Raw genomic sequence first — 24,264 nt, 5'->3', positions numbered from 1 at the left:
ATATGTTCAGCATCTGGCATGCCACCTGCATCCATGAATGCCAGCAAGCGGTCAGCAATGCCACACAGAGTGCCCATCAAGGTGCCGGTGGCACCCGCGACACTGCAACGACTGACATGCAAGCGCCTCCTGACAGGCGAGCCGTGACCGCAGCACATCCCGACGGTTGTGCTCCATTGATGAGAAGGAATCAGACCATGGCCAATCAGAGCCGCCGTAACTTCATGCGCAACAGCCTGCTGGGGCTCGCTGCCCTGCCACTGGGCGCCGCCATACTCTCACCCCGCGCCCTTGCCGCCGACCTGCCGCGGCTGGATACCTCCAATCCGCAAGCCAAGGCGCTCAACTACGTGGAAGTCGCCAGTGAAGCCAAGGACCACCCCGCCTTCAAGCCGGGTTCGGACTGCGCCAACTGCATGTTCTACAAGCCCGAGAACGAAGGCTGCCAGCTTTTCCCAAGCCATAGCGTCGAGCCGAAGGGCTGGTGTCAGTCCTGGACCAAGCGCCCGGCCTGAGACGCTCAACCGGAACCCTCTGGCTGAGAGCACGAGCACGACAGCCGATTGAGACAAGAAAACCGCCGCGAGGGTGTCCTCACGGCGGTTTTTTCATGCCTGCCTTATGCCGATTGCGCGCCGGTCAGGGCTGGCATCCCTCGACACCTACTCGATCCGCCATGAGCGTCACGTGAAGCCCTGTCAGCCGGGATTGGCGTCCTCCGGCAGTGGCCACTGGTAGCGCCTTGCCACCTCATCGTTCTCCATCGACTCCAGATGGACAGGGAAGCCCCACAGCTGATGCAGATAGCGCATCACGGGGTAGACGCTGCGCGCCAGCGGGCGCCGATCATCCTGCACATGGCGCAGGGTCAGCGAGCGATCACCGCGAATGTTGGCGGCCCACACCTGGATATTCGGCTCACGATGGCTCAGCGCGTACTGCACGCACAGCGCCTCACGAATGCGCTTGTAACCGCGACTGTCGTGAATGGCGTCGATGACGAGATGCTCATCGCTGTCATCATCGACCAGCGAGAACAGCTTGAGATCCCGGATCACCTTGGGCGACAGGAATTGCTGGATGAAGGACTCATCCTTGAAGTTGCGCATCGCGAAGTGCACCGTTTCCAGCCAGTCGCTGCCGGCGATATCCGGGAACCACTCACGATCCTCATCATCGGGGTTCTCACAGATACGCTTGATATCGGTGAACATCGCGAAGCCCAGCGCATAGGGATTGATGCCGTTGTAATGCGGGTGATCGAAGCCGGGCTGCTGCACCACCGAAGTATGCGACTGCAGGAACTCGAGAATCACGCCCTCGCCGATCAATCCCTCATCATAGAGCTGATTCATGATGGTGTAGTGCCAGAAACATGCCCAGCCCTCGTTCATCACCTGCGTCTGGCGCTGCGGGTAGAAGTACTGCGCCAGCTTGCGCACGATACGCACCAGCTCGCGCTGCCAGGGCTCCAGCAACGGGGCATTCTTCTCGATGAAATAGAGCAGGTTCTCCTGCGGTTCCGGCGGATAGCGGCCGCGGCGATGCAGACCGAGGGGGTCATTGACCTCATCGACCACCTCATCCTCTTCGCCCGCCTGGGGAATCGTGGTCCACAGCGCATTCACCTGGGCCTGCAGATAGGCCTCACGCTCCTGCTGACGCTGAACCTCCTCCTCCGGCGAGATGGCCGAAGGGCGCTTGTAGCGATCCACGCCATAGTTCTGCAGTGCATGGCAGGCGTCGAGCAGCTGCTCGACGGCGTCCACGCCATGACGCTCCTCGCACTCGGACACGTATTTCCGCGCGAAGACGAGGTAGTCGATGATCGCCGAGGCATCCGTCCAGGTGCGGAACAGATAATTGCCCTTGAAGAAGCTGTTGTGGCCATAGCAGGCATGCGCCATGACCAGAATCTGCATCATCAGGGTGTTCTCTTCCATCAGATAGGCGATGCACGGGTCGGAATTGATCACCAGTTCATAGGCCAGCCCCATCTGCCCTCGCCGATACGCCTGCTCCACCGACAGGAACTGCTTGCCGAACGACCAGTGATGGTAGCCGACCGGCATGCCGATGCTGGCGTAGGCATCCATCATCTGCTCGGACGTGATCACCTCGATCTGGTTGGGGTAGATATCCAGCTTGTACTGCGCGGCAATGCGCGCGATCTCGCTTTCGAAATGCTCGAGCAATTCGAAGGTCCAATCCGACCCGCTGGCCGGCTGGGTGTCTTCCAGCCGGCTATCGATGCGCTTGCTCATTCGGTCATCAAGACCGCCATCAAGACCATGACTCATGAGGCCTCCTGGCCCGGCGCGACTGCCGGGCACGTCGCATGATGTGATCAGGCGCTGATGCGGCGCTTGAACAGCTCGCGGAATACCGGGTAGATATCGCCTGCCTCGACGATCTGCTGCATGGCAAAGCGTTCCGGAAATTCCGCCTCGACCCGCTCGTACTCCTCCCATAGCGCCTGATGGGCATGCGGAGTGATCTCCACATAGGCGTAGTACTGCAGGCGCGGCATCAGCTTCTTGATCATCAGCTCGCGACAGTTGGTGGAATCGTCGTCCCAGTTGTCGCCATCCGAGGCCTGCGCCACGTAGAGATTCCACTCACCGGCCGGATAGCGCGATTCGATCACCTCATCGAGCAGCGTGAGGGCACTGGACACGATGGTGCCGCCGGTCTCGCGGGAGTAGAAGAACTCCTCCTCGTCGACTTCCTTGGCAGCGGTGTGGTGACGGATGAAGACCAGCTCGACCTTCTCGTAGTTGCGCTCCAGAAACAGATACAGCAACAGGAAGAAACGCTTGCCGATGTCCTTGTGCGCCTGGGTCATCGACCCCGAGACATCCATCACGCAGAACATCACCGCCTTGTTGGACGGCATCGGCTGATTGATGAGGTGGTTGTAGCGCAGATCATAGGTATCGAGGAACGGCACCGCCTTGAGGCGCGCCTCGAGCCGCTCGATTTCCGCCTTGAGCTCACTGATGCGCACCTTGTTGCGCAGCACCGGGTCCTTGCGCTCCTCCTGCTCCAGCGCTTCGACAGCCTCCTTCAGCGCCCGCTTGATCGGGGAACGCATCGCGATGCGCCGCGCCTGTGCCGAGCGCATCGAGCGCACGATATTGATACGTGCCGGTGTGCCGTCACGCGCAATCCCCGCGCGCACCGGGCGCACCTCTTCCATGTCCGCGATCTGCTTGCGCTCCAGATGCGGCAGTTCCAGCCCGTCGAAGACGAACTCGAGAAATTCCTCACGCGACAGGGTGAAGGCAAAGTCATCTTCCCCCTCGCCCTGGTTGGAGGCCTGGCCCTCGCCACTGCCGCCTCCCCCACCACCGCCGCTGGGACGGCGCATGCGGTCCCCTTCGACAAATTCCTTGTTGCCGGGATTGATCACACGCCGCTTGCCGCCCTGACCGTGCTGGAAGACCGGCTCGGAAATGTCACGCGTCGGAATGGAGACTTCCTCGCCGCGCTCCATGTCGGTGATGGAGCGCCGATTGACGGCATCCTCCACCGCCCGCTTGATATGACTGCGATAGCGCCGAATGAAGCGCTGTCGATTCACTGCACTCTTGTTGCGTGCATTGCTGCGTCGATCAATGAAATAACTCATTCGCCCTCCTTGCCGGCCCCGCCCTCAGCGGATGGCCGGATGGCAAGTGCCGGCGGCAATCGTGCCCGCCGGCAGGCCTGTCGTCAGTCGGCAGGGCTTACTGCGACTTGCGTACGCGCAGATACCATTCGGACAACAGGCGCACCTGCTTCTCGGTGTAGCCGCGATCCACCATGCGCGCCACGAAGTCCTCGTGCTTGCGCTGGTCGGATGCCGAGGCCTTGGCATTGAAGGAGATGACCGGCAGCAGCTCTTCGGTATTGGCGAACATCTTCTTCTCGATCACCGCACGCAGCTTCTCGTAGGACTGCCAGCTCGGGTTGGTACCGTTGTTCTGCGCCCGTGCGCGCAGCACGAAGTTGACCACCTCGTGACGGAAATCCTTCGGGTTGGAGATGCCCGCGGGCTTCTCGATCTTCTCCAGTTCCTCGTTGAGTGACTGACGGTCCAGCAGTTCGCCGGTCTCGGGATCGCGATACTCCTGCTCCTGGATCCAGAAGTCGGCATAGGTCACATAGCGATCGAAGATGTTCTGCCCATACTCGGAATAGGACTCGAGATAGGCGGTCTGGATCTCCTTGCCGATGAAGTCGACGTAGCGGGGCGCCAGGTATTCCTTGATATAGCGCAGGTAGCGCTCATGGGTTTCCTTGGGCAGCTGCTCCTGATCGAGGCGCTGCTCCAGCACGTAGAGCAGATGGACCGGATTGGCCGCAACCTCACTGGCATCGAAGTTGAAGACCTTGGAGAGAATCTTGAAGGCAAAGCGTGTCGAGAGCCCATCCATCCCCTCGTCGACACCGGCGCTGTCGCGGTATTCCTGGATCGACTTGGCGCGCGGATCGGTATCCTTGAGGTTCTCGCCATCATAGATGCGCATCTTCGAGTAGACGCTGGAATTCTCCGGCTCACGCAGACGCGACAGCACGATGAACTGGGACAGCATGCGCAGCGTATCCGGGGCACAGGGCGCCTGATTCAGCGACGAATGCTCCAGCAGCTTGGCGTAGATCTTGACCTCCTCGGAGGCGCGCAGGCAATAAGGCACCTTGACGATGTAGACGCGATCGAGGAAGGCCTCATTGTTGCGATTGTTGCGGAATGCCTGCCACTCGCTCTCGTTTGAGTGCGCCAGCACCACGCCATCGAAGGGAATCGCGCCCATGCCTTCCGTCGGGTTGTAATTGCCCTCCTGAGTCGCGGTCAGCAGCGGGTGCAGCACCTTGATCGGCGCCTTGAACATCTCGACGAATTCCATCAGCCCCTGGTTGGCCTTGCACAGCCCGCCGGAGAAGCTGTAGGCATCCGGGTCATCCTGGGCATAGAGCTCCAGCTGACGGATATCGACCTTGCCGACCAGCGCGGAAATATCCTGGTTGTTGTCATCGCCCGGCTCGGTCTTGGAGATACCGATCTGATTGAGGCGCGAGGGATAGAGCTTGACCACGCGGAACTTGCTGATATCACCGCCATATTCCTTGAGGCGCTTGGCGGCCCACGGTGACATGGCACTGCGCATGCAGCGCTGGGGAATGCCGTACTCCTTCTCGATCAGCTCACCATCTTCCTCCGGCGAGAACAGCCCCAAAGGAGACTCGAAGACCGGCGAGCCCTTGATGGCATAGAAGGGAATCTGCTCCATCAGCAGCTTGAGACGCTCCGCCAGAGACGACTTGCCGCCGCCCACCGGGCCGAGCAGATACAGGATCTGCTTGCGCTCCTCCAGTCCCTGCGCCGCATGCCGGAAGTAGGAAACGATCTGCTCGATAGCCTCTTCCATGCCATAGAACTCGGCAAAGCTTGGATAACGGCGGATCAGCTTGTTGGAAAAGATACGGGAAAGACTGGGGTCCTTGGCGGTATCGATGACCTCCGGTTCACCGATGGCCGCCAGCATGCGCTCGGCAGCGCTGGCGTAGGCAGTAGTGTCCTGCCGGCACAACTCCAGGTACTCCTGGAGACTCATCTCTTCTTGCTGAATCCGCTCGTAGCGGCTCTGCACGTGATCGAAGATGCTCATGGAAGCCTCCTTGTCGCGACATCAGTCGCTGGGACCATCGCCGGGCCCACTCAGGTAAGACCGCAAAATTCGTTCGTCCGCTCAGCCTGGATAGCGTACGCAGGACGACTGCCTCGGCGTGTTTATCAGCATAGGTCGATATAGGGTGCTGGTGTCCAATACAGTGAATGAATGCATTCAACGAACTTTCCGCCGGCGGAGCCAGTTCTGCCAAGCACCGCAGGATCTACGGCAGCCAGTGGGTCAGCAGATACTACGATGGCGCCTGAACGCCCCTGACAACGCGTTGAAGAAAGCTGCGAAAGACGCGAAAACTCGACCAATGCTTCTGCTGTCGCGGGTGATTCACTCATGCCATGTTGCACCGCAGCACACCTTGAGCATAGGAACAGACTGACGGTTGACGCCAGTCACTCCCACGCCCAGGCGACGCTGCACACCAGCCCACCAAGCAAGAATGGCCGCGGCCACACTCCACACCCGACCACCTCCGCCATGCTTCACGCAGCCTCCTGGCTCACCACAAAGACCATGAAAACAACGACTGGCGACGAAGTGGCTACCAACCTGATCAGACGCTTGCCTCAATCACGCATGACGTTGACAAGACCGGACAACCGGCCACAAAAAAATCCCCACCGCCGGGGCGATGGGGATCTCGAGGGAGGCGCTCACGCCTTCGGGACTGCCTGAATCAAGAGGCTCACAGCACGTCGCGAATATCCTTGAGCAGGGCGTCGAGCAACTCGGTGGTGGTATTCCAGGAGCAGACGAAGCGCGCGCCACCCGCACCGATGAAGGTATAGAAGGTCCAGCCACGCTCACGCAGTGCCGCCAGCACATGCTCGGGGAAGCTGGCGAACACGCTGTTGGCCTCGCTGGGGAACAGCAGCTCGATGCCCTCCAGCGCCTCGAGACGCTCGGCCAGATACTGTGCCATGCCGTTTGCATGGCGGGCGTTGTTCAGCCAGACATCATTTTCCAGCAGCCCCATCCAGGGCGCCGCGATGAAGCGCATCTTGGAGGCCAGCTGACCGGCCTGCTTGCAGCGGTAATCGAAATCGCGTGCCAGCTTGCGATCGAAGAAGATCACCGCCTCCCCCATGGCCAGACCATTCTTGGTGCCGGAGAAGCACAGCACGTCCACGCCCGCCTTCCAGGTCAGCTCGGCCGGCGAGACATTCAGCGCGGCGCAGGCATTGGCGAAACGGGCGCCATCCATATGGATCTGCAGATCATGACGGTCCGCCACTTCACGAATCGCCTGCAGCTCTTCCAGGCTGTAGACGGTGCCGACCTCGGTGCACTGAGTCAGGGAGATCACGCGCGGACGCGGATAGTGGATATCGCTGCGCTTGGTGACCAGCTGCTCGATACCTTCCGGCGTCAGCTTGCCGTCGGGGCCCGGCGCGTTGAGCAACTTGGAACCGTTGGAGAAGAACTCCGGCCCGCCGCATTCATCGGTCTCGATATGGGCCAGTTCGTGGCAGATGACGCTGTGATAGGACTGGCACAGGTGGGCCAGCGACAGGGAGTTGGCGGCGGTGCCATTGAAGACGAAGAACACCTCGCACTCGGTCTCGAACAGCTGACGGAAGCTGTCGGTGACCTGCTGTGTCCAGCGGTCATTGCCGTAGGCGAGATCGTCATCACGATTGGCCTGCATCATGTACGCCATCGCCTCGGGACAGATACCGGACGTGTTGTCACTGGCCAGAAAGCGTGAAGTGCACGCTTCATCGGCAGCAGAGGTCGCAGCGGGGGTCGGGGCAATGGCGTCAGTCGTCATGGGGATTTCCAGAGCGGGACAGGGGATCACCCTGTCCGGTGAAACAGACACGGCTCCCGGATGGCAGGAGCCGCTGCAGAAACTCCATCATAACAGCGCTGCACGCCGCCGCCAGTGGCAGGTGAAGGCTGCACGCAAGCCACCGGAGGGCGCCTCACAGGAGGGGACGAGCCAGATGACACTCGCCTCGCCAGCACCCTCAGATGGCCTGCAACGCCGGATAACCTCGCCGCCCCTGCAAGCCCCCGCTGTGCAGCACGCGAATGCGCGTACCGCGTGCGATCAGACCATTGGCAAGATGATGCGCCAGCGCCGCAAACAGCTTGGCGGTGTAGACCGGCTCCACCGCAACGCCGGTCTCGGCCTCGAAGCGCTGAATGAACTGGATCAACCAGTCAGGCGCCTTGGCAAAGCCGCCGGCCTGCGCCCCCAGCCACAGGCCCCACTCCGGCGTCTTCTGCTGGCTGCCGCCACTCTCCGCCAGCAGGCGACGCACACGGTGATAGAGCTGATCGCCATGATTCATGGTCGGCACCCCGATGACCCGCAGCCCATCGCGCTCGCCCAGCGCACTCAGCACCCCGGCAAGCGTCGTGCCGCTGCCACAGGCCAGCAGCACCAGCTGCGGCGCAGATTCGCCCGGCACCGGCTCGGCCAGCGCCTGTGCCAACGGTGCCAGCCCGGCGACGCCCTCCACGCAACCGCCACCCTCGGGAATCCATACTCCCTCACCATGGCGCCTGGCAAAATCAGGCTGGTCGCGCTGCCGGTACTCGGCTCGCGAGACGAAACTCAAGCGCATGCCATTGTCGCGCGCATCGGCGAGCGTGGGCGTCAGCGGCGCTTCGGGATGCCCGCGCACCAGGCCATGCGTCTCGATGCCCAATCTGGCACCCGCCGCCGCCAGCGCATGCAGATGGTTCGACCAACCACCCCCACAGCTGATGATGCCCCGCTTCTCGCTCAACGCCCTGGCCAGCGGCAGGCGCAACTTCCAGGCCTTGTTGCCGGAAATCTCGCTGTCCAGCGTGTCGGTGCGCAGGCACTCGACGATCACACCGGCCTCATCGGCCAGTGGCCACGCCAGGCGCTCGACCGCTGGAGGCGTGAACAGATCCAGCAGGCTGTCCAGTGTCTCGGCTACCGGCGGGGAGGCGGCCAGCGATGATGAAGCCCGAGCACCCTCCCTGTGTGGCGGCAAAGGACTGTCCTCGGTGTCCGGCATCAGAGCCTCAGCGGTGGCATGGCGTGAGGCGGCAGCGTGCGGTGACATGAGCAGATCCCATCGTGGCGGCAAGGCAAAGATCAGAGCGCATCGAGCCGCTGGCGCGGCGCCCGAGGCAAACTCTGAAGACGACAAAGCCACCACGAAGGCACATGCAGCAAAGGCACGGCGTCCGCGGTGGCTTCCATCAGTCTAGGCAGTGGTCAGGCTCAGCTCAACGCTGAATATCCCCATGCGTGATCGCGGTCAACTCAAAGGGCAGCGGCCGCCATGGTGCCCTGCGCGATCGCGCGCTTGGCATCCAGCTCTGCCGCCTTGTCGGCGCCCCCGATGATATGCAGCTCCACCCCCGCCGCCTCAAGAGGCGCCTTGAGCTCCAGCACCGAATCCTGCCCGGCGCACAGCACGATGCTGTCCAGCGCCAGATGCTGCTCTTCGCCATTGAGGCTGACGGTCAGGCCTTCACTGTCGATCGAGCGATACTCACAGCCGGCGACCATCTTGACGCCACGCTGCTTGAGGGTCGCGCGATGCACCCAGCCAGTGGTCTTGCCCAGTCCCTTGCCGGGCTTGGAGGTCTTGCGCTGCAGCAGCCACACCTCACGAGGCGCCTGCGGCACCACGGGTGCCTTGAGGCCGCCAGGCGTGCTGACCGAGAGATCCACCCCCCACTCCTCGCACCACAGCTCACCATCCAGCGAGGGCGACGGCTCGACGTGAGTCATCAGTTCCGCGACATCGAAGCCGATCCCGCCAGCTCCGATCAACGCCACGCGACGCCCGACCCGCTCCGGCGCACTGATCGCCTCGGCATAGCTGAGCACCTGACCCCGCTCGATACCGGCTTCGACACCCTCGATATCCGGCGTCCGCGCCTTCACGCCCGAGGCCAGAATCACGGCATCGAATTCCGCCAGCATCTCGGCGGTGGCGCGAGTATTGAGACGCACCTCGACCCCACAACGCACCAGCTTCTCGTTGAAGTAACGCAGTGTCTCGTCGAACTCTTCCTTGCCGGGAATACGCCGCGCGAAATTGAACTGGCCACCCACCTCGGACTGCGCCTCGAACAGCACCACCTCGTGACCACGCTCGGCCGCCGTCACGGCGGCAGACAGTCCCGCCGGCCCTGCGCCCACCACTGCCACGCGGCGCTCATGTCGCGCGGGCTCGATCACCATCTCGGTTTCATGACAGGCGCGCGGATTGACCAGGCACGAGGTCAGCTTCATCTGGAAGGTATGATCGAGACACGCCTGATTGCAGGCGATGCAGGTATTGATGATGGCAGCGTCGTCCGCCCTGGCCTTGCTGACCCATTGCGGGTCCGCCAGGAACGGTCGCGCCATCGACACCATGTCGGCATGACCGTCGGACAGCACCGACTCGGCAACCTCGGGCATGTTGATGCGATTGGTGGTGATCAGCGGCAGGCTGAGCTCCTGCTTCATGCGCTGGGTCAGCCCGGTGAAGACAGCGCGCGGCACGCTGGTGACGATGGTCGGCACACGCGCCTCATGCCAGCCGATGCCGGTATTGATCAGGCTCGCCCCCGCCGCCTCGATGGCCTTGCCGAGCGCGACCACTTCCTCCCAGGTGCTACCCTCATCGACCAGGTCCAGCATCGAGAGGCGATAGATGATCAGGAAGTCCTCACCCAGCGCGGCGCGAATGCCGGCGACGATCTCCACCGCCAGGCGGATGCGATTCTCGAAGCTGCCACCATACTCATCCTCGCGCTGATTGGTGCGCCGACAGATGAACTGGTTGATGAAATAGCCTTCCGAGCCCATCACCTCGACGCCGTCATAGCCGGCCTCGCGTGCCAGGCTGGCGCAGCGCACGTAGTCGGCGATCTGCTCCTTGACCTCTGACGTGCTCAGCGCGCGTGGCGTGAAGGGGTTGATCGGCGCCTGAATCGCCGAGGGCGCGACCTGATCCGGCGAGTAGGCATAGCGCCCTGCATGCAGAATCTGCAGACAGATGCGCCCATCCTCGGCGTGCACCGCCTCGGTGACCTCGCGATGGTGCTCCGCCTCTTCCGGGGTGGTCAGCTTCGCGGCCCCCTGCATGACAGCCCCTTCCGCATTCGGCGCGATACCGCCCGTGACGATCAGCGCCACCCCGTGGCGCGCACGCTCACGATAGAACGCCGCCAGGCGCGCGAAGCCATCGGGAGTCTCCTCAAGCCCCGTGTGCATAGAGCCCATCAATACACGGTTCTTGAGCGTGATGTGGCCCAACGTCAGCGGACGGAAGATATTCGGATAGGCAGTCATTGCGGTCTCTCCTTGGCTGTCTCGAGCACCTCGGACAATCATTGTTATATCGCGCCGCCGCCACTCTCATCAGCAACACTCACTCAGTCATGGTCATCAGCAACAGGTTGTCAGGACATCAACGACTGATGACAGATGGCAAACGGTCGTATGAAACGAGTGATCCCAGTGTAGAGCATCGCGCCATGGGCTCAATACTCCCAAAGGCCACATTGCGGATGACATCAGTGATGACATCAGAGAGGTGAGCAACCGCGCAGGACACACCCATCAACGGGAAAGAGCGAAATGTCGTGATGTGCCCAGGGAAGGCCGACAAGCCTGGAGCATGGCCAGGTCGAGAAGAGAGAAGAGAAAAGAGAGAGGAAAGAGGCAAGGACAGGGAGACAAGCGGGCCGGGCCAGCACAGAAGACTTTCCGACAGCCAGAAACGCAAAAACCCGAGCTCGAAAGCTCGGGTTTCACGAATTCTATGAGATCGAATGGCGGACCGGACGGGACTCGAACCCGCGACCTCCGGCGTGACAGGCCGGCATTCTAACCAACTGAACTACCGGTCCGCATTGGTGGGTGATACTGGATTCGAACCAGTGACCCCAAGCATGTGAAGCTTGTGCTCTAACCAACTGAGCTAATCACCCAACACAAACGATCTTTGCTGCAAGCAGCGGTGATATCTCGCTATTCTGATGGCGGACCGGACGGGACTCGAACCCGCGACCTCCGGCGTGACAGGCCGGCATTCTAACCAACTGAACTACCGGTCCACTTCAGAACAACTCAACATCGGACGCATGACAAACGAGAATGGCGGACCGGACGGGACTCGAACCCGCGACCTCCGGCGTGACAGGCCGGCATTCTAACCAACTGAACTACCGGTCCACGACAATCGCTTGCTTCTGCTAACGAACCAGGCCATTTAATCAAGTAACGCTTTGAAAAGCAATGACTTTTTTCAAATGGTGGGTGGTACTGGGTTCGAACCAGTGACCCCCAGCTTGTAAGGCTGGTGCTCTACCAACTGAGCTAACCACCCCTGTCTCGTTGGCGCTGCATTCTACGGAATCCGGCCCATGAGTCAATACTTTTTTTGCGCGCAATTTCAGCAATCGCCCGCGACAGAGTATTGATAAGACAGGACTTTCCCGCTGCATCTCGCCTGCAGGCCAGTAAACATCAGCGTTGCGTCATCATTCTGACATGCCGCTGTCGCCATCGAAGGCCAGGGTAATGCCCCTCGCATGGTGGCGATTCACTGCCGTTTTCCGCCCAGCGCCGGGTGATTGGCCAAGGCCTGCGCCGCACGCGAAATCAGTCCTTCACGCGTCTCGCCACTCGCTTTTCGTGGCTTGAAATCATGTTCGCCATCATTCAGCCAAAGCAATGTAAGGCTTTCCGGCAACGGATATTCCGTCACTTCCTCGCGAGTTCCGAAGGGATCGCGGCTGCCCTGACAGATCAAGCCGGCCATCGGGATATCCGGCAGATGGTCGATACGCAACTTGTCGGGCTTGCCCGTGGGATGAAACGGATAGCCCAGCGCGTACCACCCGACCGGCAACGGCGCATGCGCCGCCCGGGTCAACTCCACCAGCAGATGGGAGGCCACACGACTGCCCATCGACTTGCCGCCGACCAGCCAGGGCAGCGATCGCAAGGAGTCGATGGCCGCCACACACGCCATCAGCGCCTGACACCAGCGCGCCATCTCCTCGATCAGCCCGGGCAGCCGGGGCGGCGGTCGGCGGCGGCTTTCGCAGCGCATCCTGACGAGATAGCCGAAATCGAATGCCAGCCACGCCATGTCCTGCATCAGGCAGGCAGCGCCGAACTGTTGATGGAAGTCGGTCTCACGCCCGGCGCCGGCACCATGCGCATGCAACAGCAGGGCACGCCCCGGCCGCCCATGGATCTCAAGCGGGCCCAGTTCCGCCAACCAGCCTCGCCACGGCCCTCGCGCGGCCAGCGCGTCGTGGGACATGGTCTGGCGAGCAGCAAGCTCCGAGGCGACATCGGCCAGGCTGGCGACACGAAAGCCTTCCTCGGCGTAAGGGCTGGGAACCTCAGCCGTATTGGACGCATTGGCATCTTCGTCCGATGATGAAGTGACGGCGGGCAAGCGAAATTCTCCTGTTGATCTCGTACGGCTCGCGCCAGACAACGCTGGAACCGATGAGGGGTAAACGCTGCATTCCAGCGCGAGGGATGGCCTGTCAGTCGGTCATGGTCGCGCGTGATATCGGTCAGCGCCAGCCCTGCCGCCCTGACAGGGGCGTCGATGACCTGGCCGCTCCCGCAGCGCCGCTTCCAGCACCGTCATCACCTGCACTGCGCTTTCGCCCACTGCCGACGAGGTCGTGATATGCGTACAGCTCTTGAGGCTTCGGCCTGCCATCCCCGCGTGAACCATCATCATCACGCAAGCCATGATTTCGCTCGCATGGCCGTCATCTGGGGCCTGCTCAGCCTCTGCCTGGCGGTGTGGCTCAACCTCATCTGGCTATGGCCCTCGCTGGGGCCGGAAGTGGCCTGGATGAGCTACGGCCGCCTCGCTCCCTTGCAGCACCACCTGCTGCTCTTCGGTCTGGGCGGCTCGGCAGTGATCGCCGGCGGCTACTCCATCGCCATGCACAGTGTCCTGCAACGCGAATCACGCACCGACGCCGAGACGGCGATACCGGATATCGCACTGCCCCCCTTCACGCTCAAGCTGATGCATTTCACCTTCCTCGGCTGGCAGACCGTGGTCGCGCTCGGCGCACTGGCGATTGTCGCAGGCTACTCCTCGGGCCAATACATGGCCGAAGCGCCCTGGCTCGTCGATCTCCTGATGGCCCTCGTCTGGCTGGCCGTGGCGTGGGTCTTCTTCACGGTGCTGGAACAGCGCACGCTGCGCCGCCTGCCGGTGGCCTGCTGGTACTTCATCGCCGGCCTGATGCTGGTGTTGATACAGCATGTGTTGATCTCGCTCAGCGTGCCGGTCGGCCTGCTGGAATCGATACCGCTCTTCACGGGCAGCCTCGAGGCACTGATTCAGCGCTGGCAGACAGGACCTCTCCCCGGCGGCATGTTCGCATTCGGCGTCATTGCCTTGCTCCATCACATGGTGACGAGCCGCTCACGGCTGCCGCTCTACTCGCATCGGCTGGCCGCCACCAGCTTCTGGATGCTGGTGCTGCTGGTGACATGGGGAGGCGCTCCGCTGCTGTTCGCGAGCGCCCTGCCGGCCTGGAGCCAGACGCTGGGCATGGCGATGGGCCTCCTGCTGCTGGCGCCGGGGCTGGCACTCAGCCTCAATGGCCTGATGACACTCAAGGAGGATTGGCACTCATTGCGCCGGGATCCGCTTAACTGCCTGCTGGCGGCAGCTCTGATCAGCTTCGCCCTTGCGGTTCTTGAATACAGCCTGCTGTCATTGCCGACACTCAACGCCCTGACCTTCAGTGCCGCCAACAGTCTGTCGCCGGCAGCAAGCCTGGGGGTGGTCGCGACAGTCGCCATCGTGATGGCCTATCACCTGCTGCCCCCGATGCGCTCCCTCGCGCTGCTCAAGACGCACGCCCTGCTGGCCATCATCGGCACCCTGCTGTGCGTTGCCGCCAGCTGGGCGACCACGCTGCTTCAAGGCAGCATGTGGCATGTGCTGGCAGATGACGGCAGGCCGCTATATACCTTGAGCGAGGTGCTGGAAGTGGCCCGCATGCCGATGATGATCTCGCTGGGCGGGCTCGCCTGCTGGGCGCTCGGCTTGCTGCTGATGCTCCTCAACGTGACGCGCACCCTGGCTGATAAAAAGAGCGAACGCCAAGCCGCTCACGAGCGCCAGCGCCTGAGCTCCGGCTCGCACAAGGCATCATCAGAGCCAGCCATGCACTCTGCGTCCCCCTCTACCACGCCCCCTGCCACATCCTCGGGAGGGCACTACGCATGAGACATGTCCTGCTCGAACGTCACGCCGGCCTGATGACGGCACTATGCCTGCTCACCATGAGCCTCGGCGCCCTTGCCCAGCTGGTGCCGCTCGGGGCTCACCCCAGTCTCGCCAGCGCACCCGAAGACCTCAGACCGCTGAGCGCCCTGGCGCTGGAGGGCCAGCGCATCTACCAACGCGAGGGCTGTCAGCAGTGCCATACACGCATGGTGCGCGATCTACCGGGCGACACGGCGCGCCACGGCGAAGCGACGACCGCCCGGGCGCGCTACTACGACCGCCCTTCGCTGTGGGGCGTCGAGCGCTGGGGGACGGATTTGAGCCGGCTGCCTGCGCAACATGACGATGCCTGGCAGCGTCTGCATCTGAATGCCCCGCGCAGTCAGGTGCCGGGCTCAGCGATGCCCGCCTACCCGTGGCTGTTCGAGCGGGCGTTGAGCGGCGAAGGCATCGCGGCCCGCATGCGAGCCCTGCAGGGCCTGGGCGTGCCCTACGCGGAAGACGAGATTCTCGCCGCCCCCAATGACGTGCGTGGCACTGCCGAAATCACGGCGCTGCTCGCCTACCTGCAGCAGGCCGCCCCCGCGAGCGACATCGCCAGCCGCGGCCCATGACAGGACACCGCTCAGGAGACACGACATGAATCTGCTGGAGACAACTGGACTCCCCCTGTTCTGGAATCTCTGGGTGCTGGCCCTCACGCTGGGCAGCCTGGTGCTGTTCGCCATGCTGGCCCTGGGCAGTCTTTCGCGCGCTGCAAGCGCTGACAGCGACGAGCGCGAAGGCGATGGCCCCATGCAGGAACATCGCATCAACGGCGTACGTCAGCCTGACACACCAGCGCCACGTGCCTGGGGCATACTGGCACTGGCGACGCTGGCCGCCGCACTGATCCTGCTGCTCGGCGCAGCTGGCTGAGGCAGGTCGTCGCGGTATGGTCATGCGGGGCCAACCGGGCCTAAAGTTCACACACCTTGCAACGCCCATGGGTTGGGCAGGATAATGAATTAATAAAATCTAATATTATGGTGCCACGAAATTGCACTGCCCCAGCCGATGAGCGCTCAGACTCTGGCCGCTCGAATCAATTCGGCTAGGCAGGGTAGCGGCGGGCGACAAGGCCCCGCCCCACCTTTCGTTGCGCCCGAAAGACCCCTCCGCTGCCCTACCCCAGGGGTAGCGGTGACATTCCTCAGGAGAGTCACCATGACGGCCAATGCACAGGCATCACACCGCTTGCGCGCCCATGAAGCCCGCTGCCAGACCTGTTCGCTGAGTTCACTGTGCCTGCCACTGGCACTGAACATGGAAGATATCGACCAGTTTGACGCCATCATCCGCCGTCGCGCGCCACTCAGAAAAGGGGAAGTACTCTTCACCCAGGGCGATGCCTTCGATTGCGTCTTCACGGTGCGCTCCGGAAGTCTCAAGCAGATCACCAATGAAAACAGCGGCATGGAGCAGCTGACCGGCTTCTACCTGCCCAGCGAGCTGGCCGGGCTGGATGCCATCGACAGCAATTGCTATCCCGGCACTGCGGTGGCGCTGGAAACCACCACCGTCTGCGAGATTCCCTTCGACCGCCTCAATGCGCTCTCGGAGCAGATGCCGGAGCTGAGAACCCAGCTGTTCAAGAGCCTGAGCAAGGAGTTGCACGAAGATCGCCGCATGATGATGCTGCTGTCGCGCAAGACAGCCGATGAGCGACTGGCGAGCTTCCTGGTCAACCTGTCACAGCGCTTCCGTCGCCGTGGCTATTCGCCGTACAGCTTCCGCCTCTCGATGGCACGCGCCGATATCGGCAACTATCTGGGGCTGGCCGTCGAAACCATCAGCCGTATCCTGACCCGCTTCCAGACCCAGGGGCTGGTCGACATTCGTGCCCGCGAGGTGCATATCCTGCATTTGGATGGCCTGATCGAACTGGCCGAAGGCGAGTGTCAGGGCGGTCGCTGATGACGCCTGCTGACAGCACATCACGCTGAGCGACACTGCGCTGATCCGCCGCCAGGGCGCCATGTCGGCACCACACAAGACAGAAGCCCGCCACGCAATTTGCGTGGCGGGCTTCTTCTTTCTGTCAGGCCAGTCGTCAGTCGTCCTGACAACCCTGACAGCCCAGATAGTCATGACAATAGGGCTTGTCTCGGCCTTCGCTGGCGATCAGCGGTTCTCGAGGCGGTTATAGTCCAGCAGGCCCGCTTCGACAGGGCGATCAGCATAGTTGGTGCGCAGCACGCTGTCGGAGAACTCCCAGAAGCGCGGGTCAGTCCGGCGCACCCCGATATCGGCCTGCAGGGCGCGATAGTCCTCTTCGGTCTCGAGTGCCGCCACCCGCTCTGCCAGCCCCGTCAGGGTGTCAGGCGTCAAACGCCAGAAGGCATTCGGGTAATCGCCCGCCACGCCCCGCAAGACATCGAGAGTGTCTTCCTCAGGACGGCGATTTTCCTCCTCATCGAACAGGCTGGTGATGTTGGCGTGGGCGGAATTGCGCAGCACGCTGTAAAGGCGTGGCGAGTCGTCAGTACCATCCTCCAGCGCGACGATCGTCACCTCCGGCATCAGGCTGGCCGAGACTCCCTGCACCGCAGCGAGGGCCTGCAGCTCATGTCGCACATGCTCGTCCTCGACATTGCTCAGGCTGCGCTCATGACCGAGTTCCGGTGCGAGGCGCTCCTTCATGCGCCGCATCAGACCAAGGCGCGCCTGGTTCGGCGATGACAGCTCCTGCGGCGTCCAGACGATGCCACTGGGCGCATCGAACTGCGGCGGCTTCTTGAACAGCAGCTCGCCAAGCCCGGGGCTGACGTCGCGATACCAGCTGTCATGCACCGCCTGGCGCTCGCCTGCCGGCAACAGCACCAGCAGGTTGTTCTCGCCTTCCATGCGCAGGAAGTCCATGTACAGACGGGTGACAAGCTGATGGCCGAGATTGCCGTAGACATCGAAGCCGGCGACCAGCAGGTAGTGGATGCGCTCAAGCATCGGGTAATCGATGATCCAGCCCGTCTTGGGCACGCCACCGACCAGCCCCTTCATCACCGCCGCATTGTCGAAGTGACGATAGATGGTCAGGGCCGCGTTGGGGTTACGCCCCTGGCCGGGGCCCTCGGTCCAGCCGCTGCCGTCCCACAGCACTCGCTCATCCAGGCGCAGATCGCCATCGAGATAGGCCTGGGACATCAGGCGCTGCTTGGCCTTGAGGTAGGCGGTCTGCTTGCTCTCGAACTTGACCCAGGAGCTGATCGGCAACGCATTGCTGCTCTGCTCGGCGGGCAGGCTGAGATTCTTCCCTTCCTCGGCCAGGGTGCGTTCCACTTCCGGGTGACTGAACATCTTCGGGTCAGTGAAGCCGACCCAGAAGTGATCATTGATCACATCCACCGCGACCTGCCCGCGACAGACCGGCCCCTTGATGAAGCCCATGATGGTGTTCTGCGACTCATCCAGCATGAAGCGATAGCGTGACTCGGCCGGAATGGCCTCGAAGGTCAGGAAAGGATTCGAGGCCGTCTTGAGGTCGTAATCCGGCAGGTCATCCACCGGGTAATCCGGTGTCAGGAACAGCGCCCGCCAGCGCTTGAAGCGAGCATCATCGAGCGCATAGGGCAGATGACTCTTGGCCAGGATCGTCGCGCGCTCCTGCCACAGACGGTAATAGACCCGCGGGCGCCCGGCGTCATCGTGGGGCAGGCTCGCGCGCTCACCGGCGGTGTAGGAGGCATAGGGTGCATCGTAGGGGCGGCGCGTGGAGATGCGCTTGATCGGCTCGCCCGGCGGGGTGCTGGAACGCACCAGCTTGAAGAAGATCGGCCGGCCGTCCGCGCCCTTGATGCCCGGGAAATACACATGGCTCAGGAAGAGATGCTCGTAGATATAGCGATTCATCAGGCGCTGCTTGAGGCTGTCGCCATTGAAGAAGCGCTCGGCCTGCTCGATGTGCGGCATCAGCGCCTGGGGCAACGGCGCCGGGCCCGTCATCGCGCCACCCTTGGCCAGCCAGTTCACCAGCGTGCGGTGCTCTTCATCGCTGACCTGTGGCAGGGCGTAGGGCATGCCCCAGTCAGGATGGTCTTCGGCGAACTTGTCGTAGCCCTCGACGGGGGCACACACCTGACTGCGATTGAGCGACAGGTCGAAGCGGTCTTCCGGCAGCAGGCCATCTTCCGTCACCGGCAGCGGCGCCTTGCGCTTCTGGCTGAGCGCACGGAACAGCACACTGCCCTCCAGATTGGCGGCCGGAGAGTCGAAGCGCTCATTGAGCACCGGCGAGAAGTCCATGCTGCGCCACTGCTCGGTGGTGTCCGCGTCCTCGAACATGCGCGTCAGATTGGCCGCCAGCAGGCGCGTGCCATCGTAGACCGGCGCCGGATTCATGCCGCGATCGATCCCGGCGGCCGATGACATCTTGAGCTGACAGGGAGCGTCGTAGCAGCCATGACAGACCACGCAGCGCGTCTCGATCACCGGCTTGACCTCATCCTCCCACTGACGCCCGGCAAGACTGTCGTGTGACACCACCCGCTCACGCGGTGACGCGGGGCCGAAACGCTCATCGAGCTGATGAATCGCGACGGCACTGCAGCCCCCCAACAGTAGAACGAGCACGATGCTCCAGCGCCAGCGCGGTATGCGCCACAGGCGTCGAAGTAGGTCCGGCATGGGGAACTCCAGCAAGAGGAAGGGATATCGGCAATCGGGCAGATGATGGCGAAAGCGTACCATAAGCAGGCTCACTAATTCGGCAAGACTGCCTTTCCAAGCATAGTGAACAATGATGTCAGTTTTTTTTGGCGCTACCGCATCCAACTTTATTCTGACGGCGTATGACTTCATGACCCGCCTGAACGAGCTGTCTGACGCAAGCGGGTGCCACGATGTTCCTGATCGATAATTCAAAAAATACGGGCCCTGCCCGATAGGAAGCCATCATGACCATGAAGAAGACCGTTACTGCTGCCACCTTCGCCGCCGCTGCCGCCGCGCTGTTCTCCACTGCCGCCCTGACCTCGCTGCCGGTGCACGCCGGTGACAATGCGGTGAAGTGCTCCGGCATCAACTCCTGCAAGGGCACCTCCGAATGCGCGACCGCCAATAGCGCCTGCAAGGGCCACAACGCCTGCAAGGGCCAGGGCTGGTCCTACACTGCCAGCGCTGAATCCTGTGTCGGCGAAGGTGGTACTGTCGTCGAGGGCTGATCCTCAGGCACGCAGAGGCGTCTGCCCTGGCAGGCGCCTCTGGCGAATTCCCGACGGGAGGACGGCACACCGTCCTCCCGTTCCTGGTTCTGGCTCTAGCTCTGGTTCTGGCTCTAGCTCTGGTTCTGGCTCTGTTTCTGTCCGGAAACCCTGGCGGGTGTCTTTCAGCGCTCCTGACTCGCCCTCTGCCTCGCCCTTTTCCGCACCCTCTGCCTTCGCTCAGAAGAGGATTCACGCATGACGACAGCTGTCACCGCTCGCCTGCCCACGCCCGCCAGCGCCGGCATCGGTCAGGGGCTGGGCCTGCGCCCCGAGTACTATCACGAGATTCTGACGACGCTGCCGGACATCGACTGGTTCGAGGCCATCAGCGAGAACTACATGGGCCACGGCGCCAGCGAATCCGGAGGTCTGAGTGCCGGCGGCAAGCCACTGCATCATCTCGAGCGTGTCCGCGAGCACTACCCCATCGCCCTGCATGGCGTTTCGCTGTCCATCGGTGGCAGCCATCCCATCGACAGCCGTTACCTGCGCGAGCTGCGCGCCTTGTGTGAGCGCATCGAACCGCTGTGGGTCTCCGATCACCTGTGCTGGACGCGTACCGGCGCGCATCAGTTCCACGACCTGCTGCCGCTGCCCTATACCGATGCCACCATCGATCATCTGGCCGAACGCATCGATCAGGTCCAGAACGCGCTCGGCCGTCAGTTATTGCTGGAAAATGTCTCCAGCTATCTGACCTGGCGCCCTGACGAGATGAGCGAATGGGAGTTTCTGGCCGAGGTCAGCCGCCGCGCCGACTGCCTGATCCTGCTCGACCTGAACAACGTCATCGTCTCGAGCCACAATCATGGCTTCGACCCGCTGACCTATCTGGACGCCATGCCGGCAGAACGCGTCTGGCAGCACCATCTGGCCGGGCATATCCGGCAGGAAGTCTCCGGCGGCGAGCTATGCATCGACACCCATAACCAGCCCGTCCCGGACGCCGTTTGGACGCTGTATGACGCCGCGCGGGAGCGCTTCGGCGATGTCGCCACCATGATCGAGCGTGACGACAACTTCCCGCCCTGGTCGGAATTGATGCAGGAGTACGCCGAGCTGCGCCGCCGCAGTGGTCGTCCGCTGGCGGATGCCACGCGCGCGAATCAGACGGCAGACCACGGAGGGCTGCGCGCATGACGCAAGCGAGCCCCGCAGGCGGTGCTGATCGCAGCGCCCTGATGCAACTGCAGGAGACCACGGGCGCCTACCTCGCGACACCGAGCCCTGACACCCGCAGCGCGGCGGCCGAGGCCGTCATCAGTGATCAGCTTGCCAGTGCCGAGGAGCGCCTCGACATCTACGCGATGGCCTATCGGCTGCGGCTTTTCGAGGTCTTCGGCGGGGATTTCGAGGCCGTGCACACCCTGATCGGCGATGACGCCTTCGGGCTGCTGTGTCGTGACTACCTCGCGGCCCATCCGCCGAGTCATTATTCGATTCGCTGGGCCGGCCAGCATTTCCCGGCCTTCGTCGCGGCGCGCGAACCCGAGCGCTCCCTGGTCACCGAGATGGCCGCCTTCGAGTGGGCTTTGGGGCTGGCGCTGGATGTGGTGGACAGCACCCCGCTGAGTGTCGAGGCCCTGCAGACGCTGGCCCCCGAGGAGTGGCCAGAGCTGGCCCTGGCAGCGCATCCGTCCCTCAAGCGCTTCTCGTTTCACTTCGATACGCCGGCCATCTGGAAGGCCATCGACAACGATGAGCCGCCACGCGCGCCGGTCGAGTCCGACACGCCCACGCCCTGGATCGTCTGGCGTCAGCCCACCGCTGGCGCGCCCGAGGTGCACTATCGCTCTCTCGAGCCGCTGGAAGACCTGGCTCTCGGCGCCATCCTCGCGGCCGGTGCCGAGGGCCTGAGCTTCGGCCGGCTCGGTGAGCTGCTGACGCCGCAGGTGGGGGCAGAGCAAGCCCCGGGCGTGGCGATCAACCTGCTGGTGCAGTGGCTCGCCGCCGGTCTGCTGATCAGGCCCTGACATCAGGCCCTGTCATCAGGCATCCGCGCGCCCGACGCCACAGCGGACATGACAGCCAGCGGCGAAAGCCGGACAATACACGCCGACCCTCATTGCGATGGTCGGCTTTCGTCTTCCTGCTGCCGTGATGCCCATGCCCTCTTCTCCTGATGCTCCGCACTCCGACGCGCCGACGGCGCCTCAGACACCTGCGCCGATGGCGGACGCCACGCCAACGCCCCTCGAGGGCAAGTCTGCTGAGGTGACTGAGCCGGCTGAGCCTGTTGAGCTGACTGAACCCGCCGAGCCACTCGACATCCTGTTCCAGGATGAAGTGCTGGTGGTGGTCCACAAGCCATCGGGCCTGCTGGTGCACCGCAGCCCCATCGACAAGCACGAGACCGAGTTTCTGCTTCAGCGCCTGCGCGACCAGATCGGCCAGCATGTCTTCCCCGTGCATCGCCTCGATCGCCCCACATCAGGGCTGATGGTGTTTGGCCTCTCGCCCCAGGCGGCGCGCAAGCTGAGCACCGCCTTCGAGGAGCAGCAGGTCAGCAAGCGCTATCTGGCGATAGTGCGCGGCGTCGCGCCCGAGCAGCAACGCCTCGATTACGGCCTGCGCAAGGAAGATGGCAAGCTGCCCAAGGCCGAGATGCCGGAGCAGGAAGCCATCACCGACACGCGCCGCCTGGCACAGGTCGAGCTGCCCATCGCCATCGATCGCTACCCGCAGTCGCGCTTCTCGCTGGTCGAGGCCCGTCCGCTGACCGGCCGCCGCCATCAGATTCGCCGTCACCTGTCACGCCGTGGTTACCCGATCATCGGCGACGCCAAGCATGGCAAGGGCAACTACAATCGCTACTTCGCCACGACACTGGAATGCCCCCGCCTGCTGCTGGCGGCTGTCGGGCTTGAGCTTCCTCACCCCGAGGGTGGCTGGCTGAGCCTGTCGTGTCCGCCAGAAGGTGCCTACGCGGCACTGATGGAGCGCTTCGGCTGGCTGGGCCATCTGCCCGAACGCTACGCTGAACATCTGGCAGAATGCCCGACCAGACACTGGCTCGATGCGCCCGCCGGCGACCTGGCTGACTGAACGTGTCCCTGCCGACTGCCACCCGTTCCCCCGAGATTCGCGAGCTGCGTATGACCACCTCTTCCGACACCCCGGACTCGACCGACATGAGCCCAGAACAGCAGAGTTCTGACAATAAAAGCTCTGAAAACAAAAGCTCTGAAGAACAGAGCCCTGAACGCCAGCCCTCAGGCGAGCCGTCGACCCACGACAGCACGCCCTCAGCCAGCGAACGGATGCTGGAGAGCTTCTTTGCGGCCGGCGCTGCCAGTCAGGCCCCCGCAGAAGACGACTACGACTTCCGCTTCGGTGGCATCCGTCGCCTCTACGGCGCCAGCGCCTTCGCCCACTTCCGTCACGCGCATGTCGCGGTGATCGGGGTCGGCGGCGTCGGCAGCTGGAGCGCCGAGGCGCTGGCTCGCTCCGGCATCGGCGAGATGACGCTGATTGATCTCGATGATGTCTGCGTCTCCAACGTCAATCGGCAGCTGCATGCGCTGGATGGCCAGATCGGCCGTCCCAAGGTCGAGGTGCTGGCCGAGCGCTGCCAGCTGATCGCGCCGCAGATGAAGATCCACGCCATCTCGGCCTTCGTCACGCCGGACAATCTCGCCGAGCTGATCCACGACGACCTCGATCACGTCATCGACGCCATCGATAGCGTGCCCGCCAAGACAGCGCTGATCGCCTGGTGCAAGCGGCGCAAGCTGGGCCTGACCGTGACGGGCGGCGCCGGTGGCCAGCTCGACCCGACGCGCATCCAGATCGGTGATCTCGCTCGCACCGAGCAGGACCCGCTGTTGGCGCGCGTTCGCTCACTGCTGCGTCGCGACTACAATTTCAGTCGCAACCTGAAGCGCCGATTCGATGTCGAGTGCGTCTATTCCGACGAGCAGCTGACCTACCCCGGCGCCGACGGCGAGGTGTGTGCCACCAAGCCCGGCGACAGCGCCACGCGCCTGGATTGCGCTGGCGGCTTCGGCGCGGCCACCTTCGTCACCGGCAGCTTCGGCTTCACCGCCGCTGCCCGCGCGCTGGCGCGCATCGCACGCCGCGGTGCCAAGGCCACGCCTGTCGCTGATGACACCTCTGTGGCTGATGCGCCGAGCGCTGCCGACTGAT

The 24,264-nt window shown here is 63.1% G+C and carries 18 protein-coding genes and 5 tRNA genes; 10 read left to right on the top strand and 13 right to left on the bottom strand.

All coding sequences use genetic code 11. The features are described from left to right. The first annotated feature begins 197 nt into the window (after positions 1-197). Positions 198-515, top strand: a complete 318-nt coding sequence (locus HA399_RS01540) for a high-potential iron-sulfur protein (RefSeq protein ID WP_043334757.1) — start codon at positions 198-200, stop codon at positions 513-515. Between the two features lie 183 nt (positions 516-698). Here HA399_RS01540 and HA399_RS01535 read toward each other — a convergent pair whose 3' ends face one another. From HA399_RS01535 to HA399_RS01480, 12 genes are all read right to left on the bottom strand, one after another. Further along, the gene (locus tag HA399_RS01535) at positions 699-2,264 is read right to left on the bottom strand and encodes a SpoVR family protein (RefSeq protein WP_303569559.1); all 1,566 of its coding nucleotides are present in this window, start codon (positions 2,262-2,264) and stop codon (positions 699-701) included. A gap of 83 nt (positions 2,265-2,347) precedes the next feature. Further along, complete coding sequence (locus tag HA399_RS01530) at positions 2,348-3,631, bottom strand: YeaH/YhbH family protein (protein WP_043334759.1); 1,284 nt, start codon at positions 3,629-3,631, stop codon at positions 2,348-2,350. 97 nt (positions 3,632-3,728) lie between these two features. Next, a complete protein-coding gene (locus tag HA399_RS01525; RefSeq protein WP_043334761.1) occupies positions 3,729-5,651 on the bottom strand; it encodes a PrkA family serine protein kinase in 1,923 nt (640 codons plus the stop codon). A 703-nt stretch (positions 5,652-6,354) separates the two neighbouring features. Then, complete coding sequence (locus HA399_RS01520) at positions 6,355-7,440, bottom strand: low specificity L-threonine aldolase (RefSeq protein ID WP_131431206.1); 1,086 nt, start codon at positions 7,438-7,440, stop codon at positions 6,355-6,357. Between the two features lie 199 nt (positions 7,441-7,639). Beyond that, a complete protein-coding gene (locus HA399_RS01515) occupies positions 7,640-8,713 on the bottom strand; it encodes a 1-aminocyclopropane-1-carboxylate deaminase/D-cysteine desulfhydrase (RefSeq protein ID WP_404325801.1) in 1,074 nt (357 codons plus the stop codon). Between the two features lie 203 nt (positions 8,714-8,916). Beyond that, positions 8,917-10,944, bottom strand: coding sequence for an FAD-dependent oxidoreductase (locus HA399_RS01510; RefSeq protein WP_404325800.1), 2,028 nt, complete (start codon positions 10,942-10,944; stop codon positions 8,917-8,919). A gap of 483 nt (positions 10,945-11,427) precedes the next feature. After that, a tRNA-Asp gene (locus tag HA399_RS01505) sits at positions 11,428-11,504 on the bottom strand. Between the two features lie 4 nt (positions 11,505-11,508). Then, a tRNA-Val gene (locus HA399_RS01500) sits at positions 11,509-11,585 on the bottom strand. Positions 11,586-11,634: 49 nt separating this feature from the next. After that, a tRNA-Asp gene (locus HA399_RS01495) sits at positions 11,635-11,711 on the bottom strand. Positions 11,712-11,752: 41 nt separating this feature from the next. Beyond that, positions 11,753-11,829: transfer RNA gene (locus HA399_RS01490), tRNA-Asp, on the bottom strand. Positions 11,830-11,907: 78 nt separating this feature from the next. Further along, positions 11,908-11,983: transfer RNA gene (locus tag HA399_RS01485), tRNA-Val, on the bottom strand. A 216-nt stretch (positions 11,984-12,199) separates the two neighbouring features. Continuing rightward, on the bottom strand, positions 12,200-13,066 hold the full coding sequence (locus HA399_RS01480; protein ID WP_404325799.1) for an alpha/beta family hydrolase: 867 nt from the start codon (positions 13,064-13,066) through the stop codon (positions 12,200-12,202). Between the two features lie 321 nt (positions 13,067-13,387). Between HA399_RS01480 and HA399_RS01475 the strand changes: the two genes are divergently transcribed. From HA399_RS01475 to fnr, 4 genes are all read left to right on the top strand, one after another. Further along, the gene (locus HA399_RS01475) at positions 13,388-14,878 is read left to right on the top strand and encodes a cbb3-type cytochrome c oxidase subunit I (protein ID WP_404325798.1); all 1,491 of its coding nucleotides are present in this window, start codon (positions 13,388-13,390) and stop codon (positions 14,876-14,878) included. Continuing rightward, positions 14,875-15,492: a cbb3-type cytochrome c oxidase subunit II gene (locus HA399_RS01470; RefSeq protein WP_404325797.1), complete on the top strand. Its 618-nt coding sequence runs from the start codon at positions 14,875-14,877 to the stop codon at positions 15,490-15,492. The genes HA399_RS01475 and HA399_RS01470 overlap by 4 nt, the downstream gene beginning before the upstream one ends. Before the next feature lie 25 nt (positions 15,493-15,517). After that, positions 15,518-15,796, top strand: a complete 279-nt coding sequence (locus HA399_RS01465; RefSeq protein WP_192838652.1) for a hypothetical protein — start codon at positions 15,518-15,520, stop codon at positions 15,794-15,796. Positions 15,797-16,084: 288 nt separating this feature from the next. After that, positions 16,085-16,834 (top strand): fumarate/nitrate reduction transcriptional regulator Fnr, encoded by a 750-nt coding sequence (fnr, locus tag HA399_RS01460; protein WP_043333190.1) that lies wholly within the window; start codon positions 16,085-16,087, stop codon positions 16,832-16,834. 207 nt (positions 16,835-17,041) lie between these two features. Here fnr and HA399_RS01455 read toward each other — a convergent pair whose 3' ends face one another. Further along, complete coding sequence (locus HA399_RS01455; protein ID WP_404325796.1) at positions 17,042-19,540, bottom strand: fatty acid cis/trans isomerase; 2,499 nt, start codon at positions 19,538-19,540, stop codon at positions 17,042-17,044. Positions 19,541-19,809: 269 nt separating this feature from the next. On the opposite strand from HA399_RS01455, the gene HA399_RS01450 reads away from it, so the two are divergent. The 5 genes from HA399_RS01450 to tcdA all read left to right on the top strand — a co-directional run bounded on the left by HA399_RS01450 (position 19,810) and on the right by tcdA (position 24,263). Further along, on the top strand, positions 19,810-20,076 hold the full coding sequence (locus HA399_RS01450) for a hypothetical protein (protein WP_197738697.1): 267 nt from the start codon (positions 19,810-19,812) through the stop codon (positions 20,074-20,076). A gap of 237 nt (positions 20,077-20,313) precedes the next feature. Then, positions 20,314-21,258, top strand: a complete 945-nt coding sequence (locus HA399_RS01445; protein ID WP_404325795.1) for a DUF692 domain-containing protein — start codon at positions 20,314-20,316, stop codon at positions 21,256-21,258. Beyond that, on the top strand, positions 21,255-22,091 hold the full coding sequence (locus HA399_RS01440) for a putative DNA-binding domain-containing protein (protein ID WP_404325794.1): 837 nt from the start codon (positions 21,255-21,257) through the stop codon (positions 22,089-22,091). Before HA399_RS01445 ends, HA399_RS01440 begins: the two co-directional genes overlap by 4 nt. A gap of 133 nt (positions 22,092-22,224) precedes the next feature. Further along, positions 22,225-23,163 (top strand): pseudouridine synthase, encoded by a 939-nt coding sequence (locus tag HA399_RS01435; protein ID WP_404325792.1) that lies wholly within the window; start codon positions 22,225-22,227, stop codon positions 23,161-23,163. Positions 23,164-23,378: 215 nt separating this feature from the next. Then, positions 23,379-24,263, top strand: coding sequence for a tRNA cyclic N6-threonylcarbamoyladenosine(37) synthase TcdA (gene tcdA / locus HA399_RS01430; RefSeq protein ID WP_404326873.1), 885 nt, complete (start codon positions 23,379-23,381; stop codon positions 24,261-24,263). The last annotated feature ends 1 nt before the right edge of the window (position 24,264 follow it).

It is taken from the genome of Cobetia sp. UIB-001 (assembly GCF_044789135.1).
Taxonomy (GTDB): Bacteria; Pseudomonadota; Gammaproteobacteria; order Pseudomonadales; family Halomonadaceae; genus Cobetia; species Cobetia amphilecti.
The sequence above is the reverse complement of the archived record's forward strand: the minus strand, read 5'-3'. Positions and strand labels throughout refer to the sequence as shown.

Coding starts and splice junctions, on each gene's coding strand:
- HA399_RS01540 (WP_043334757.1), top strand. CDS start 198: ATGGCCAATCAGAGCCGCCGTAACTTCATGCGCAACAGCCTGCTGGGG.
- HA399_RS01535 (WP_303569559.1), bottom strand. CDS start 2,264: ATGAGCAAGCGCATCGATAGCCGGCTGGAAGACACCCAGCCGGCCAGC.
- HA399_RS01530 (WP_043334759.1), bottom strand. CDS start 3,631: ATGAGTTATTTCATTGATCGACGCAGCAATGCACGCAACAAGAGTGCA.
- HA399_RS01525 (WP_043334761.1), bottom strand. CDS start 5,651: ATGAGCATCTTCGATCACGTGCAGAGCCGCTACGAGCGGATTCAGCAA.
- HA399_RS01520 (WP_131431206.1), bottom strand. CDS start 7,440: ATGACGACTGACGCCATTGCCCCGACCCCCGCTGCGACCTCTGCTGCC.
- HA399_RS01515 (WP_404325801.1), bottom strand. CDS start 8,713: ATGTCACCGCACGCTGCCGCCTCACGCCATGCCACCGCTGAGGCTCTG.
- HA399_RS01510 (WP_404325800.1), bottom strand. CDS start 10,944: ATGACTGCCTATCCGAATATCTTCCGTCCGCTGACGTTGGGCCACATC.
- HA399_RS01475 (WP_404325798.1), top strand. CDS start 13,388: ATGGCCGTCATCTGGGGCCTGCTCAGCCTCTGCCTGGCGGTGTGGCTC.
- HA399_RS01470 (WP_404325797.1), top strand. CDS start 14,875: ATGAGACATGTCCTGCTCGAACGTCACGCCGGCCTGATGACGGCACTA.
- HA399_RS01465 (WP_192838652.1), top strand. CDS start 15,518: ATGAATCTGCTGGAGACAACTGGACTCCCCCTGTTCTGGAATCTCTGG.
- fnr (WP_043333190.1), top strand. CDS start 16,085: ATGACGGCCAATGCACAGGCATCACACCGCTTGCGCGCCCATGAAGCC.
- HA399_RS01455 (WP_404325796.1), bottom strand. CDS start 19,540: ATGCCGGACCTACTTCGACGCCTGTGGCGCATACCGCGCTGGCGCTGG.
- HA399_RS01450 (WP_197738697.1), top strand. CDS start 19,810: ATGACCATGAAGAAGACCGTTACTGCTGCCACCTTCGCCGCCGCTGCC.
- HA399_RS01445 (WP_404325795.1), top strand. CDS start 20,314: ATGACGACAGCTGTCACCGCTCGCCTGCCCACGCCCGCCAGCGCCGGC.
- HA399_RS01440 (WP_404325794.1), top strand. CDS start 21,255: ATGACGCAAGCGAGCCCCGCAGGCGGTGCTGATCGCAGCGCCCTGATG.
- HA399_RS01435 (WP_404325792.1), top strand. CDS start 22,225: ATGCCCTCTTCTCCTGATGCTCCGCACTCCGACGCGCCGACGGCGCCT.
- tcdA (WP_404326873.1), top strand. CDS start 23,379: ATGCTGGAGAGCTTCTTTGCGGCCGGCGCTGCCAGTCAGGCCCCCGCA.